Source organism: Microbacterium sp. HJ5 (genome assembly GCF_054824025.1).
In genome coordinates, this window is sequence record NZ_JSYE01000029.1 from 1 (window position 1) to 14,156 (window position 14,156).

The window sequence follows — 14,156 nt, forward strand, 5'->3', positions numbered from 1 at the left end:
CCAACGTCCCTGCCAGGTACAGCTAGAGCTGGTACTCGTCCGGGACGTTCGACGGGCCGGCGTCCTCGGAGGCGGGCGCGTCGGCCACCTCGATCTGCGACCACGTCACGGGCATGCCCGGCGAGAAGAGGATGTCGATGCCCGGGCCGCCGCGCAGCGGGGGGATCGTCACGTAGCCGCCGCCGTCCTTGATGGCGTTGAGGATCGACTTCTTGAGCTCGCTGACGGGCTCGGGGAGGAAGTAGTCACGTCCGTCGACGGTGAGCCGGTTCACGATAGCCATTGGCCCAGCGTACCCGCAGAGTCCGCGACCGCCCGTAGGATCTTTCCGTGGGCACACTTCACTATGGCTCGCCGGCCACCGGCTTCCCGCTCGACGACCGCACGCTCGCCCACGTGGAACTGGTCATCATGGCGAAGCTGCGCCGGCAGGAGAGCCTGGCATTCGCGATCACCGACGACAAGACGCAGGTCCGTCAGGCCATCTGGATCTCGCCGGTCTCGGCACTGCGGTTCGAGTACGAGGCGCCGATGCCCGAGATCAACCGGCTCTGGCTTCAGGAGCTGGTCGACACGGCGAACTCGCCGGGCGGCCTCAAGCTGGTTCCCGAGCCGGACCCTGCTGCCTCACGCTGAGACGCGCCCGCCGCCTTCGCGCTTCGAGCGGTACATCGCCGCGTCTGCGGCGTCGAGCAGATCGGATGCCGACATCCCGTCCTCCGCTGCGACCACCCCCGCGCTCGCGCTGACGGTGAGCACGGCGGCATCCACGGCGATGGGCTCGCCCACGGCGGTGATCGCGCGGCGCGCAACGTACTCGGCGTCGCTCTGTCCGGCGCCCACGCAGACGATCACGAACTCGTCGCCACCGAGGCGGACGACCATGTCCGACGACCGCGCCACGCCGGCGAGCCGTTTCCCGATCGCCGCGAGCACCGCGTCGCCGACCTCGTGCCCGCGGGTGTCGTTGATGACCTTGAAGTCGTCGAGGTCGAGGAAGATGACTGCCAGTCGAGGAGTCGGCCCCGCCATCAGGGCGTCGAGGCGGTCGCCGAGGAACCGCCGGTTGTGCAGGCCCGTCAGGGCGTCGCGCAGCGCCAGTTCGGCGAGTTCGGCCTGCCTGCGGGCCGCGAGGGCGGCCTGGATCTCGGCGCCCAGCTCGGCGGCGTCGAGCCGATGGTCGTCCCAGGGCAGGCTCCGGCCCGTGACGCTCTCCCTCCACGCCGAGAAGGAGCGTCGCGGCGAGAGGTCGTCGTCGCGGTTGTCGGCGCGCTGGTCGCCCAGCCACTGCATCTCGCGGGCCACCTCCGACCGCACGAAGACGAGGCGGTCGCCGCCGGAACCCAGCGGCACGTCGAGCAGCCCGGCGACGCCGGGGATCTCCACCGCGAGGTCCGGCCGGTCCAGCGGCAGGGCGTCCCAGTCGGGCCGCTCCGGCGGGAGCTCGTCGACGACGGAGAGCAGCACATCCGCCGGCGGCACGGTGCCGAGCGCATGCACCGCACCGCCGACGCGCAGGAGCACGCCGTCGGCCGGAACGAGGTCGAGAACGGTCCGCTCGCCGCGCAGCAGCACGTCGGCGGCATCTCGACGCCCGTAGAGCGGTGCCACGATGGCCACGCGGCGCTCCCGCGCCTCGAGCCGGCGCCGCAGGGCGTGGATCTCCTGCGCCGCCGTCAGCTGCATCGCGACCTGGCTGGCGAGCACCTCGAGCGCGCGCCGCAGCAGGACGGGCAGTCGCCGAGGCGTGCGGTGCGCGCAGGTGAACATGCCCACGAGACGCCCGTCGGACACGATCGCGAGCGAGAGCGTCGCGGCCTGGCCCATGTTGCGCATGAACTGGAGGTGATGCGGCGAAGCCGCTCGCAGCTCCGACGGCCCGAGATCGAGCGGGACCTGATCGGCGAGCACGGTCGACATCGCGACACCGGGGTCGTCGGTGTCGACGATGACGCGCGAGCGCTTCTCGATGTAGAGCGCGCGAGCCTGGGCCGGGATGTCCGACGCAGGGAAGTGCAGCCCGAGGTACGGCTCCATGCCGGGCTCGCGCTCGTCGGCGACGATCTGCCCGTGGCCGTCGTCGTGGAAGGCGTAGCAGAGCACCCGGTCGTAGCCGGTGACCGCCTTGATCTCGGCCGCCGCCTGCACGCGGAGCGCATCGGGGTCGGTCACCGAGGCGAGACGCTGGATCGCGCTCACCACCCCTGAGCGGGCGTACTCGAGCTCCGGGTCGACGGGCTCGAGCTCCACGAGGAGAGGGGAGCTGCCGCGGTGCACGATGATGTCGTGGATCCCGCCGCCCACGTCCGCGCGGACGGGGTCCACCGCGGCCGCGTGCGTCACGGCCCACGCCAGCGTGTCGCTCCCGATGTCGGCCGCGCTGCGCCCCAGCCAGCCGCTCGCGTTGTCGCTCGCGGCCACGATCCGGCCGTCGGACTCGTCGACGGCGAGCAGGATTCCGTGGGACTGGATGCGCCCGATGAGCCGGATCGGCTCAGCCGCGCACTCCTGCAGTCGGAGGGCCTCGGCGTCGTTCCGCGCGCGGGCGTCGTCGATGGGCAGGACGGAGATTTCGGTCAACGCGCCTCCTCGGGCGTCTCCCTCGATCGATCGGGTGGCGGGGGGCGAGGGGCACCCATCCTACGTCGCCGCCATCCGAGGGACGCACTGCGGCGTGCGCAGGGCGGATCATCGGTGCGTGCCGCGGTCGGCGTACCGGACCGCCGCGGCTCGCGCAAGGGCTTTGCCGGGCGGCATCCGATCGGGTTTCGTGCCTAGTGTGCGCCATGGCACCCCCCCCGCCGGCGCACGGAGGAGGAACGAGCCATGGATACCGCTGTCCTGATCTGGATCATCGTCGGCGTCATCGTCCTGGCGATCATCGTGGTCGTCACGCTCGCGCTCACTGCGAAGGGGCGCACCGAGAAGAGGCGCCGCGCCGAGCATGAGAAGGCCGAGAAGCTGCGGGCCGAGGCCCGCGAGACCGAGCTGGCCGCGCGCGAGAGCGAGGCGCGCGCCGCTCAGACGAGAGCGGATGCCGCGTCCGCCGCCGCTGCCGCGCAGCAGGCGCAGGCGCAGGCCGCACAAGCCGACGTCGATGCCCGACGACTCGCCGACAGCGTGTCGGAGCACGACGCCGAGGCGGCCAAGCGGCGCGAGGAGCAGCAGGAGACGCTGCGCAGGGCCGACGACGTCGACCCGTACGTGACGACGGATGCCGGTCGCGACGAACGCGGGGCGCGGGACGCCGACCGCGACGGCGTGCCCGACCGAGACGAGGCCGCCGCGCACAGCGCGCGCGACACGGACCGCGACGGCGCGCGCGACACGGACCGCGACGGCGTGCCCGACCGAGACGAGCGGGTCGCGGCGAACGAGGTGCCGCCCGCGCCCGACGGCGTCACGGGTCGTGCCGCCGGCACGACCGGCGAGCGGAGCGGACACGACGAGCCCGCGATCACCCGGCCGCGCGCCACGACCGGCGAGGTGCGCACCGACGCCGCGACGGACACGGCACCGCCGCGTCGACGCCCCGACAACGTCTGATCCAGCCCGCCGTCTGCCCGGCGAGACATCCACGCCCTCACGTGAGTGTCGCGCCTGGCGGGCGGCTTTAGGCTTTAGGGCATGGTGACCGACCCTTATCAGGGGGACACCGACCTCACGGCAGCCGGCGACGACCTCGCTTCGCGCGCCGTGGTGCTGGCGCAGCGGTGGATCACCGAGAGCGCCGAGGTCGACGTGGACCCCGCCGCCGAGCGACTCGCCGGCGTGCTGAAAGACCCCAACGGACTTCCGTTCACGATCGGCTTCGTCGACGGCGTGATGCGGCCCGAGAGCCTCACCGCCGCGGCATCCAATCTCAGCCGTGTCGCGCCGCTGGTGCCGGGCTTCCTGCCCTGGTATCTGCGCGGGGCGGTGCGCGTGGGGGGCGCCGTCGCTCCCGTCCTGCCCTCGCCGGTGGTGCCGATCGCACGGCGCGTGCTGCGCGAGATGGTCGGCCACCTCGTCGTCGACGCCCGCCCCGACAAGCTCGGTCCCGCGATCGCGGCCATCCGCGAGTCTGGCGCCCGGCTCAACCTGAACCTGCTCGGCGAGGCCGTGCTCGGTGAGCAGGAGGCGCTGCGCCGGCTCGAGGGCATCCACGACCTCATCCGCCGCGACGACGTCGACTACGTCTCGGTGAAGGTCTCGGCCATTGCGAGCCACATCTCGATGTGGGCCTTCGACGAGGTCGTCGCCAAGGTCGTCGAGCGCCTCACGCCGCTCTACCTGACTGCGGCGACCGACGGCACGTTCATCAACCTCGACATGGAGGAGTACCGCGACCTCGACCTGACGATCGCGGTCTTCACCCGCATCCTCGAAGACCCCCGCCTGCGCGACCTCGAGGCCGGCATCGTCCTGCAGGCGTACCTTCCCGACGCGCTGCCGGCGCTACAGCAGCTGACCGCGTGGGCGCAGCAGCGCGTCGCGCGGGGAGGCGCGCGCATCAAGGTCCGCCTCGTGAAGGGCGCGAACCTCGCGATGGAGCGCGTCGACGCGATCATGCACGACTGGTCGCTCGCGACGTATGGCACCAAGGTCGACTCCGACGCCAACTACGTGCGCTGCCTCGACTTCGCGCTGCGCCCCGAGAACGCCGCCGCGGTCCGCGTCGGCGTCGCCGGGCACAACCTGTTCGACATCGCGTACGCGTGGCTGCGCGCCGGCGAGACCGGGGTGCGCGAGCACCTCGAGTTCGAGATGCTGCTCGGCATGGCGCAGGGCCAGGTGGCCGCGGTCGCCCGCGAGGTCGGCCACGTGCTCCTCTACGTGCCGGTGGTGCGCCCCGACGAATTCGACGTCGCCATCAGCTACCTCGTGCGCCGGCTCGAGGAGAACGCGTCGAGCGACAACTTCCTCTCCGCCGCGTTCGAGCTGGCCGATGTGCCCGCCATGTTCGACCGGGAGCGCGACCGCTTCCTCGCGTCGCTCGAGCGCGCCGGCGATGCGGGGCTGGCCACCGGCCCTCACCGCACCCAGGATCGGGGCGCGGCACCGACCGAAGCCCCGGTCACGCGCGCCGGCCTGCGAGGCACCGGTCCGATCGCCGACGACACCGGACTCACGCAGGCCGTCATCGGCATCGCCCGTTCCGCGGCCGCAGAGCCCGCCGAGACCACGCCGATCGCGCCGTCCGCCGAGGAGCAGCTGTTCGCCGGAGAGGCCTTCGTCGAGACCGCGGTCTTCGCGTCGCGCGAGTCGTCGGAGCGCGCCCTGGGCGCCCCCGGCTTCCGCAACGCACCCGACACCGACCCCGCACTGCCCGCCAACCGCGCGTGGGCGCGCGGCATCCTGCGGCGCATCCACACCTCGCGCGCCGGCGACGACACGATCGTGGCGGCGCGCATCGACGACGCCGAGTCGCTCGAGACCGTCGTGAAGACAGTGACGGATGCCGCGGAACGGTGGGGGTCCCTTCCGGCGGCCGAGCGCGGCGCCGTGCTCGCCGCGGCCGGACGTGCGCTCGAGGCCCGTCGCGGCGAGCTCATCGAGGTCGCCGCGTCCGAGACCGGGAAGATCTTCGCCGAGGCCGACGTCGAGGTCAGCGAGGCCGTCGACTTCGCCAACTACTACGCGGCGACGGCGCGCGAGCTCGACCGGGTGAGCGGCGCGGTCTTCGAGCCCGCGAAGCTCACGGTGGTGACGCCGCCGTGGAACTTCCCGGTCGCGATCCCCGCCGGCGGCGTGCTCGCGGCGCTCGCAGCGGGCTCCGGCGTCGTCTTCAAGCCGGCGCCCCAGGCCCGCCGCTGCGCGGCGGTCGTCGCCGAGGCGCTGTGGGAGGCCGGAGTGCCACGCGACGTGCTCGCCCTCGTCGACATCGACGAGGGCGGACTCGGCAAGGCGCTCATCTCGCACCCGGCCGTCGACCGGGTGATCCTCACCGGATCGTTCGAGACCGCCGCGCTGTTCCGTTCGTGGCGCCCCGAGCTGCCGCTGCTGGCCGAGACCAGCGGCAAGAACGCGATGATCGTCATGCCGTCTGCCGACCTCGACCTCGCGGCATCCGATCTCATCAAGAGCGCGTTCGGCCACGCCGGCCAGAAGTGCTCAGCGGCGTCGCTCGCGATCCTCGTCGGACCGGTCGGCCACTCCCAGCGGTTCGCGCGCCAGCTGGTCGACGCGGCGCAGTCGCTCCGCGTCGGGTCGCCGATCGACCCGCTGTCCGAGGTCGGCCCGGTCGTCGAGCCGCCGCAGGGCAAGCTCGAGTGGGCGCTCACGACCCTCGACGAGGGCGAGAAGTGGCTCGTCGAGCCGAAGCCCGTCGACGCCGGCCCCGACTTCACGGGTCGCATGTGGTCGCCGGGCATCCGCACCGGCGTGCAGCCGGGCTCGCGCTTCCACCACGAGGAGTTCTTCGGTCCCGTGCTGGGCGTCATGCACGCGAGCTCGCTGGCGCACGCCATCGAACTGCAGAACGCCGTCGCCTACGGCCTCACCGCCGGCCTGTACACGCAGAACCCCGACGACCTGGCGACGTGGCTCGACCGCGTCGAGGCCGGGAACCTCTACGTCAACCGCGGCATCACCGGCGCGATCGTGCAGCGGCAGCCCTTCGGCGGCTGGAAGCGGTCGTCGGTGGGTGCGGGGACCAAGGCCGGCGGTCCCAACTACCTCGTGGGGCTCGGATCGTGGCGGCCCACCTCGGGCGGAGCCTCGTCCGCGACGCTGCACCTGCGCGGCCTCGACTCGCGCATCACCTCCGTCATCGAGGCGGCCCAGCCGTCGCTCGACTACGAGTCGTTCGAGTGGCTCCGTCGCGGCGCCCTGTCGGACGCCATCGCATGGGACCGCGAGTTCGGTCAGGTCAAGGACGTCTCGGCGCTCGGCGTCGAGCGCAACCTCTTCCGCTACCGGCCGATCTCCGAAGTCGCCCTGCGCGCGACGGGCGACGCGTCATGGCAGTCGGTGCTGCGCGTGGCGATCGCGGGCATCCGCGCCGGGTCGGCGCTCACGCTGAGCGCGCCGGTCGGGCTCCCGGCCGCCGTGCGGCGCGCGCTGAGCGACGTCGACGTCACGGTGTACGTCGAGACCGACGAGCAGTGGCTGGAGCGCATGGCCCCGGCGACGCCGGACGTCGTCGCCGAGGCGGCGGGCGAGGCATCCGCTGCCCGTCCGCCACGCGTGCGACTCATCGGTCCGCGCGAATCGGTCGCGGCGATGCACGCGGCGCTGTCGATCGCGATCGGCGGAGACCCCGACCTCGCCGTGTACGACAACGAGGTGACGACCGCCGGACGCCTCGAGCTGCTGCCCTTCCTGCACGAGCAGTCGATCACCATCACGGCGCACCGCTTCGGCAATCCCGACCGGTGGTCGGAGGACGTGATCTGACCGGTCGCCTAGAGCCCGTCCGCGTCGAGGTGGGTGACGGGCTCGGGCGGCGCGGGATGCACCTCGGCGTGGTGGGTCCGAAGTGCGCTGAGGACGGCGGCGCGGACGACGACGAAGAGGACGTAGAAGCCGACGGCCGCGATCACGACGGTCACGACGAGCGAGGTGACGGGATCCATGGCGCGAGCCTAGCGGCGAGGCATCCGCTCTCGATCGCCGGCTCTGCATCTGTGGGAAACCGACCTTCGCGGCCCCGCCGAACGTCGATTCCGCACAGATCGAGGGGGCGCGCGCATCCCGGTGTAAAGAATTCTTGACACGGATGCCGCGGGCGGCGTACGCTCGCGATGTCAAAGATTCTAGACATCGGAGGGTGAGATGGTCTACGAGGAGCGCAACGTCTGGGCGGGCCTGATCATCAGCGTGATCGGCATGGCCGTCTACACGGTGATCGTGCTGCAGCAGGCGGCAGGCGGTCCGGTCGACGAGATCGACTGGGTGCCGCTCATGCTGTGGACGATCGGCCTGAGCATCGTCGCCGCGATCGTCGTGAGCATCGTGTGGGGGATCCTCGCCAACTTGGGCGACCCCGACGGCGTCGGGAAGTCCGACCAGCGCGATCGCGACATCAGCCACATGAGCACGCGCGTCGGGCAGGCGTTCCTGGTGATCGCCGGACTCGGCGTGATCGTCGAGTGCGCGTTCCGGCTCGACTGGTTCTGGATCGCCAACACGATGTTCTACGGCTTCGCGTTGTCGTCGATCGTCGGCGGCGTCGCGAGCGTCATCGCCTACCGCCGGGGGCTCGTCTGATGGTCAAGCCCACGAAGGTGACCAACTCGATCCGCGCCGTCCGCGAGGCGGCGGGCATCACTCAGGCCGACCTCGCGCGGCAGGTGGGCGTGACGCGCCAGACCCTCATCGCGATCGAGCAGGGGCGCTACTCGCCCACGCTCGAACTCGCGTTCCAGCTCGCCCGCGCGTTCGGCGTGGGCCTCGACGACCTGTTCCAGTACCCGGAGGCATGACATGACCGCTGCATCTCACGACGCGCATGCCGCGTCGCTGTCCACCGACACGATGCCCGCGTGGCGCCAGCGCGAGTACGGCGGCCCCGACGTCCTGCGGCTCGAGAGCGCCGACGTGCCTGCGCCCCGACGCGGCGAGGTGCTCCTGCGCCTGCGCGTCGCCGGGCTCAACAACGGCGACGTGCGCGTGATGCGCGGCGAGCCCCTCCTGGTGCGCACCGCGTTCGGCTTGCGTCGCCCGAAGCAGGCGGTGAGGGGGATGGATGCCGCGGCCACCGTCGTCGCGCTGGGCGAGGGCGTCACGGAGTTCTCGGTCGGCGACGAGGTGATCGGCGAGCTGCCCGGCGGCGGGGGTCTCGCAGGGTATGCCGTCGCGCCGGTGAAGCGCCTGGTGCGCCGGCCCGCGGGCCTCGACGCGGCGACCGCCGCCACGCTGCCGGTGGCCGGCGGAACCGCGTGGCAGGCGCTCGAACGCGGGGGCGCGGCATCCGCTCATCGTGTTCTGGTGATCGGGGCCTCCGGCGGCGTCGGCACGTTCGCCGTGCAGCTCGCCGTGCTGCGGGGTGCCGAGGTGTGGGCGCTGTGCGGCGAGCGCAACCGCGCGCTCGTCGAGGGGCTCGGGGCGACGCGAACGTTCGACTACCGGTCGGTGCAACCCGGCTCGCCTGAGCTCGGCGCGGGCGAGTTCGACGTCGTGATCGACATCGCCGGCACGGCTCGGCTGTCCGCGCTGCAGCGTCTCGTGCGCGACGGCGGATCGGTGGTGCTCGTGTCGGGGGAGGGCGGTCGCGTGCTCGGCCCCATGGGGCGCATCCTCTCGGCCGTGGTGCGCTCGATCGGGTCGAAGCGTCCGCTGCGTCCGCTGGCCGCCGTCGCGAAGGCCGACGTGCTCGCGCAGCTGGTGGCGCTCGCCGCCGACGGCTCGCTGAAGCCCGTGATCGAGAAGACGTACCCCTTCGCCGAGGCGGGCGCCGCCCTCACGCACCTGGCCGGCGGTCACGTGGCCGGCAAGCTGGTGGTCCTCGCCCCGCCCGCCTGACCAACGCCTCCCGGGCCCGACGTCGGCGCCGCGGCGCTGAGGCTGGGGCCGGGGCGGCGCTGCCAGCCGGTTCCCAGGTCGCATGAGACAATGGATGCGGCGTGCCCGGTTGCCGGCTTCCGCAGCTCCGCCGGGCCACAGGACAGCGTCCGCCGCCCCTTCGCTAGGAGCAAGATGTCCACGCAGAACACCGCGCCCGCCCCCGCCGCCGAGGCATCCGTCACGCGCATCCAGCAGCACCGCAGCTACCTGATGTGCCGTCCCGAGCACTTCACCGTCAGCTACACCATCAACCCCTGGATGGAGCCGGCGAACCCGACCGACACGGCCAAGGCGGTCGCGCAGTGGCAGACGCTGTACGACACCTACATCGCGCTCGGCCACGACGTGCAGCTGATCGACCCCATCGAGGGCCTGCCCGACATGGTCTACACGGCCAACGGCGGCTTCGTCATCGACGGCGTCGCGTACGGCGCGAAGTTCCGCTTCCAGGAGCGCGTGCCCGAGGGGCCGGCGTTCATGGAGTGGTTCGCCGCGAACGGCTTCGAGGTCGCCGCGCCGGTCGAGGTCAACGAGGGCGAAGGCGACTTCCTGCTCGTGGGCGACACGATCCTCGCCGGCACCGGCTTCCGCTCGACCGGCGACAGCCACCGCGAGCTGGGCGAGGTCTTCGGCAAGGAGGTCGTGAGCCTCAACCTCGTCGACCCCCGCTTCTACCACCTCGACACCGCCATCTCGGTGCTCGACCCGGTGCAGGGTCCCGGCGGCGTGGAGAAGGCGAACATCGCCTACCTGCCCGGTGCGTTCGACGACGAGAGCCGCCGCGTCCTCGAGGAGCGCTACCCCGACGCGATCCTCGTCGCCGACGAGGACGGCGCCGTGTTCGGCCTGAACTCGGCCAGCGACGGCCTCAACGTCATCATCTCGCCCCGTGCCAAGGGCTTCGAGGCCCAGCTGCGCGAGCGCGGCTACAACCCCGTCCTCGTCGACCTGTCCGAGCTGCTGCTCGGCGGCGGTGGCATCAAGTGCTGCACGCTCGAGCTGCGTCGCTGACAGGAGAACCGTCATGACCTCCACCTCGCCGGACGTCGACACCGCGATGGCCCGCATCATCGCCGACGAAGAAGAGCACGTCGCCCACAACTACCACCCCCTCCCCGTCGTGATCTCGCGCGGCGAAGGGGCCTGGGTGACCGACGTCGAGGGCAAGCGCTACCTCGACCTGCTGTCCGCCTATTCGGCGCTCAACTTCGGGCACGGGCATCCGGCCATCCTCGCCGCCGCGCAGGAGCAGCTGAACCGCCTCACGCTCACGAGCCGCGCCTACCACAACGACCGGCTCGGCCCCTTCGCCGAAGCGCTCGCCGCGCTGTCCGGCAAAGACCTCGTGCTGCCGATGAACACGGGCGCAGAGGCCGTCGAGACGGGCATCAAGGTCGCGCGGGCGTGGGGTTACCGAGTGAAGGGCATCGAGCCGGATGCCGCGACCGTCGTCGTCGCACACGGGAACTTCCACGGCCGCACCACGACGATCGTCGGCTTCAGCGACGACCCGCAGGCTCGCGACGGCTTCGGACCGTTCACGCCGGGGTTCGTGCACGTGCCGTACGGCGACGCCGACGCGATCGCCGCAGCGATCACGCCGTCGACGGCCGCCGTGCTCATCGAGCCGATCCAGGGCGAGGCGGGCGTCGTGCTGCCGCCGGAGGGCTATCTCCGCGCGGTTCGCGAGATCTGCACGGCGAACAACGTGCTGTTCATCGCCGACGAGATCCAGTCCGGCCTCGGCCGCGTGGGTGAGACCTTCGCGTGTGATCGCGAGGGCGTGACGCCGGACGTCTACCTGCTCGGGAAGGCGCTGGGCGGCGGCATCCTGCCGCTGTCGGCCGTCGTGGCCGACCGTGACGTGCTGGGCGTGATCCGCCCGGGCGAGCACGGCTCGACCTTCGGCGGCAACCCGTTGGCAGCCGCTGTCGGCCTCCGCGTGGTCGAGATGCTGCAGACCGGCGAGTTCCAGACGCGCGCGAAGGCGCTGGGCGAGCACCTCGAGACGCGACTGGCCGCGCTCGTCGGGCACGGCGTCACCGGCGTCCGCGTCGCCGGGCTGTGGGCGGGCGTCGACATCGACCCCGCGAGCGGGACCGGGCGCGAGATCGCGGAGAGACTCATCGCCCGCGGCGTGCTCGTCAAGGACACGCACGGCCAGACGATCCGCATCGCGCCGCCGCTCGTCGTGCGCGCGACCGAGCTCGACTGGGCCGTGGAGCAGCTGCGGGTGGTCCTCGCCGGCTGACGCGGACGGGTCAGGACGCCGCGCGCTCCCGCGCGGCCTTCACCGCCGCGGCGTCCGACTCGGCGATCCCGAAGTGCCGGCGCATCGCGAAGCGCGCGGCCTCGCCGTCGCCCTCGGCGATCGCGTCGACGATGTCGGCGTGCGAGCGGTCGAACTCGATGGCGGATCCTTCGCGCGCGACGGCCTCGCGCCGCGCGCGCATGTCGTCGGCGAGGGCGCGCCGAAGGCCCTCCATGAGGAACTGCAGCACGGGGTTGTCGACGATGCGCAGCAGCTGCTGGTGGAAGTCGGCGTCGGCCTCGTGCGCCTCGTGGAGGTCGTCGGACTCCTCGGCGGCGTTCATGCGATCGAGCGACTCGCGAAGCGCGCCGATCTGCTCGGCGCTCGCCTTTCGAGCGACCGCTTCGGCGACGGCTTCTTCGATGAGCACGCGGGCCTCGGAGACATGCACCCCGGTGATGTAGCCGAGCTCGCGAGCGATCGTGAAGTACGTGCGAACGAAGCCGAACGACGGGGTGTCGAGGTACGTGCCGCGGCCCTGCGTGCGGTGCAGGAAGCCCAGCCGCTCGAGCACGGCCAGCTGCTCCCGCAACGCGCCGCGGCTCATGCCCAGCGCGTCGCCGAGCTCGCGCTCCGGCGGCAGGCGGCGCGCGCCGGTCTCCTCGTCGACGGTGGCCAGCTCGAGCAGGCGCGTCACGAAGCGGTCGAGGGGTTCCGACACCGGACCTCCGGGAGAATGGGTTTCCCGGCATGCTACCGGTCGACGCCGTCCGGTCAATCGCCCTTTCCAGGTGACCTGCCGCCGCACGGGCGTCAGGCGAACACCGTGAGGAAGCGTTCGTGCCACCCCGACGCGCCATTCGGCGCGGGGTGTGCACGCTCCGAGGTCTGCTGCTCGCCCGTCCTGCTCGTCGCGCGGCACCGCAGCAGGTGATCGCCCGCCTCGGCCGTCCACGGCAGGCTCCACTGCACCCAGGTGTCGTCCGAGATGGCGGGTGCCAGCGCGGCCTGCAACCACGGGCCGTCGTCGATCTGCACCTCGACGCCCTCGATGCCGACGCCCTGCTGCCAGGCCACCCCGGCGATGATCGTCTCCCCGGCCTTCAGCCCTTGACCCCTGCGCGGCACGTCGATGCGGGACTGAAGCTTGATCGGCCCGCGCTCCGACCAGCCGCGCGGTGTCCAGTACGCCTCGTCGTCGGCGAACGTCGTCACCTTGAGCTCGGTCAGCCATTTCGTCGCCGAAACGTAGCCGTACAGCCCGGGCACCACCAGGCGCACCGGGAACCCGTGCTCGGGTGGCAGCGGCTCGCCGTTCATGCCGACGGCGAGGATCGCGTTGCGTTCGTCGGTGAGCGCTTCGAGGGGAGTGGATGCCGTGAACCCGTCGATCGAGCGCGACAGCACCATGTCGGCGCCGGCGGTCGGGCGCGCACGTGCGAGCAGCTCGCGCACCGGGTAGCCGAGCCACAGGGCGTTGCCGATCAGCTCGCCGCCGACCTCGTTCGACACGCACGCGAGAGTCGTGTGGCGCTCTTCGAGCGGCAGGTCGAGCAGCTCGTCCCAGGTCAGGGTGAGCTCCTCCGCCACGAGGCCGTGCACGCGGAGCGACCAGGTCGCGGGGTCGATCTGCGGCACGATGAGGGCGGTGTCGATGCGGTAGAAGCTGTCGTTGGGTGTCACGAGTCGCGCGAGGCCGGGAAGATCGAGCTCGGCCCCCGCCGGCACGGGCGGCGCGGGCTGCGCGGGGCTCGGGAGCCCGACGGCCTTGATGGCGGTGAGGGCGGTGCTGCCCGCCCGCATCGCCGAGCCGGCGGCCGCGGCGAGGAGTCCTGCGGCAGCGGCTGCGCCGCTCCACAGAAGGAAGCTCCGCCGGTCCGGCGCCGCCGATGCGGGGTCGGGGGCCGTCGCGGGCAGGGCAGCGGTGGGGCGCAGGCGCCGGATCAGCCACCACAGTGCGACGGCCGCGACCACGCCCGCCACCGCGGACGGCAGCCACGAGAGCGGGCCTGAGTCGGGACGCAGCATGCCGGCGACGGCGCCCACGGCCCCGAAGCCGAGCACGATCGCGCGGCCCCACGGCGGACGGCGCGCCTCGAGCCACCCTGCCAGGGCGGCGAGCACCAGCACGACCAGGGCGATGCCGGTGAGCAGGGCGAACTTGTCGGCGGTGCCGAACAGTGCGATCGCGGCATCCTTCGCCCACGTGGGCGCGAGGTCGATGAGCGTGTTCCCGACCACGACGAAGGGGCCCGAGGTCGGCGCGATGATCGCCGACAGCAGCTCGCCCAGTCCCGCGCCGAGCGCGACGGCGGCCACTCCCGCGGCCCACGTCAGGGGCGACGGGATGCCGCGTTCCCCGCGCGACCTCGTCACCGTGCCAGCGTACGTCCGCCCGCACCCCACAGGGCGGCCTGCG

General features: G+C 72.4%; 13 protein-coding genes. 8 read left to right on the forward strand and 5 right to left on the reverse strand.

What is annotated here, in order from left to right:
* Window positions 1-22: 22 nt before the first annotated feature.
* Window positions 23-283, reverse strand: coding sequence for a hypothetical protein (locus OB08_RS13330; RefSeq protein WP_461475505.1), 261 nt, complete (start codon window positions 281-283; stop codon window positions 23-25).
* 47 nt (window positions 284-330) lie between these two features.
* Between OB08_RS13330 and OB08_RS13335 the strand changes: the two genes are divergently transcribed.
* Complete coding sequence (locus OB08_RS13335) at window positions 331-636, forward strand: DUF7882 family protein (protein WP_461475507.1); 306 nt, start codon at window positions 331-333, stop codon at window positions 634-636.
* Here the strand turns inward: OB08_RS13335 and OB08_RS13340 are convergent.
* Window positions 628-2,580 (reverse strand): bifunctional diguanylate cyclase/phosphodiesterase, encoded by a 1,953-nt coding sequence (locus tag OB08_RS13340; protein WP_461475509.1) that lies wholly within the window; start codon window positions 2,578-2,580, stop codon window positions 628-630. The genes OB08_RS13335 and OB08_RS13340 overlap by 9 nt on opposite strands.
* Before the next feature lie 246 nt (window positions 2,581-2,826).
* On the opposite strand from OB08_RS13340, the gene OB08_RS13345 reads away from it, so the two are divergent.
* Both OB08_RS13345 and OB08_RS13350 read left to right on the forward strand, forming a co-directional pair.
* The gene (locus OB08_RS13345) at window positions 2,827-3,546 is read left to right on the forward strand and encodes a hypothetical protein (RefSeq protein WP_461475511.1); all 720 of its coding nucleotides are present in this window, start codon (window positions 2,827-2,829) and stop codon (window positions 3,544-3,546) included.
* Between the two features lie 81 nt (window positions 3,547-3,627).
* Window positions 3,628-7,377 carry a bifunctional proline dehydrogenase/L-glutamate gamma-semialdehyde dehydrogenase gene (locus tag OB08_RS13350; protein ID WP_461475512.1) on the forward strand — a complete coding sequence of 1,250 codons (3,750 nt, stop codon included), beginning with the start codon at window positions 3,628-3,630 and terminating at the stop codon, window positions 7,375-7,377.
* Between the two features lie 8 nt (window positions 7,378-7,385).
* Here the strand turns inward: OB08_RS13350 and OB08_RS13355 are convergent, their stop codons facing one another.
* Window positions 7,386-7,556, reverse strand: a complete 171-nt coding sequence (locus OB08_RS13355; protein WP_461475514.1) for a hypothetical protein — start codon at window positions 7,554-7,556, stop codon at window positions 7,386-7,388.
* A gap of 199 nt (window positions 7,557-7,755) precedes the next feature.
* Between OB08_RS13355 and OB08_RS13360 the strand changes: the two genes are divergently transcribed.
* From OB08_RS13360 to rocD, 5 genes are all read left to right on the forward strand, one after another.
* On the forward strand, window positions 7,756-8,190 hold the full coding sequence (locus OB08_RS13360) for a hypothetical protein (protein WP_461475516.1): 435 nt from the start codon (window positions 7,756-7,758) through the stop codon (window positions 8,188-8,190).
* The gene (locus OB08_RS13365) at window positions 8,190-8,405 is read left to right on the forward strand and encodes a helix-turn-helix transcriptional regulator (RefSeq protein ID WP_461475518.1); all 216 of its coding nucleotides are present in this window, start codon (window positions 8,190-8,192) and stop codon (window positions 8,403-8,405) included. Before OB08_RS13360 ends, OB08_RS13365 begins: the two co-directional genes overlap by 1 nt.
* Before the next feature lies 1 nt (window position 8,406).
* The gene (locus tag OB08_RS13370) at window positions 8,407-9,444 is read left to right on the forward strand and encodes an NAD(P)-dependent alcohol dehydrogenase (RefSeq protein WP_461475519.1); all 1,038 of its coding nucleotides are present in this window, start codon (window positions 8,407-8,409) and stop codon (window positions 9,442-9,444) included.
* Between the two features lie 174 nt (window positions 9,445-9,618).
* Window positions 9,619-10,497: a dimethylargininase gene (ddaH, locus tag OB08_RS13375; protein ID WP_461475521.1), complete on the forward strand. Its 879-nt coding sequence runs from the start codon at window positions 9,619-9,621 to the stop codon at window positions 10,495-10,497.
* 13 nt (window positions 10,498-10,510) lie between these two features.
* Window positions 10,511-11,737, forward strand: a complete 1,227-nt coding sequence (gene rocD, locus OB08_RS13380; RefSeq protein WP_461475523.1) for an ornithine--oxo-acid transaminase — start codon at window positions 10,511-10,513, stop codon at window positions 11,735-11,737.
* Window positions 11,738-11,747: 10 nt separating this feature from the next.
* Here rocD and OB08_RS13385 read toward each other — a convergent pair whose 3' ends face one another.
* Window positions 11,748-12,458 (reverse strand): FadR/GntR family transcriptional regulator, encoded by a 711-nt coding sequence (locus OB08_RS13385; protein ID WP_461475524.1) that lies wholly within the window; start codon window positions 12,456-12,458, stop codon window positions 11,748-11,750.
* Between the two features lie 92 nt (window positions 12,459-12,550).
* Complete coding sequence (locus OB08_RS13390; RefSeq protein ID WP_461475526.1) at window positions 12,551-14,113, reverse strand: molybdopterin-dependent oxidoreductase; 1,563 nt, start codon at window positions 14,111-14,113, stop codon at window positions 12,551-12,553.
* Window positions 14,114-14,156: the final 43 nt, after the last annotated feature.

Bases quoted from the DNA above. Each gene is read 5' to 3' on its own strand.
- OB08_RS13330 (WP_461475505.1), bottom strand. From the start codon at position 283: ATGGCTATCGTGAACCGGCTCACCGTCGACGGACGTGACTACTTCCTC.
- OB08_RS13345 (WP_461475511.1), top strand. From the start codon at position 2,827: ATGGATACCGCTGTCCTGATCTGGATCATCGTCGGCGTCATCGTCCTG.
- OB08_RS13350 (WP_461475512.1), top strand. From the start codon at position 3,628: ATGGTGACCGACCCTTATCAGGGGGACACCGACCTCACGGCAGCCGGC.
- OB08_RS13355 (WP_461475514.1), bottom strand. From the start codon at position 7,556: ATGGATCCCGTCACCTCGCTCGTCGTGACCGTCGTGATCGCGGCCGTC.
- OB08_RS13360 (WP_461475516.1), top strand. From the start codon at position 7,756: ATGGTCTACGAGGAGCGCAACGTCTGGGCGGGCCTGATCATCAGCGTG.
- OB08_RS13365 (WP_461475518.1), top strand. From the start codon at position 8,190: ATGGTCAAGCCCACGAAGGTGACCAACTCGATCCGCGCCGTCCGCGAG.
- OB08_RS13370 (WP_461475519.1), top strand. From the start codon at position 8,407: ATGACCGCTGCATCTCACGACGCGCATGCCGCGTCGCTGTCCACCGAC.
- ddaH (WP_461475521.1), top strand. From the start codon at position 9,619: ATGTCCACGCAGAACACCGCGCCCGCCCCCGCCGCCGAGGCATCCGTC.
- rocD (WP_461475523.1), top strand. From the start codon at position 10,511: ATGACCTCCACCTCGCCGGACGTCGACACCGCGATGGCCCGCATCATC.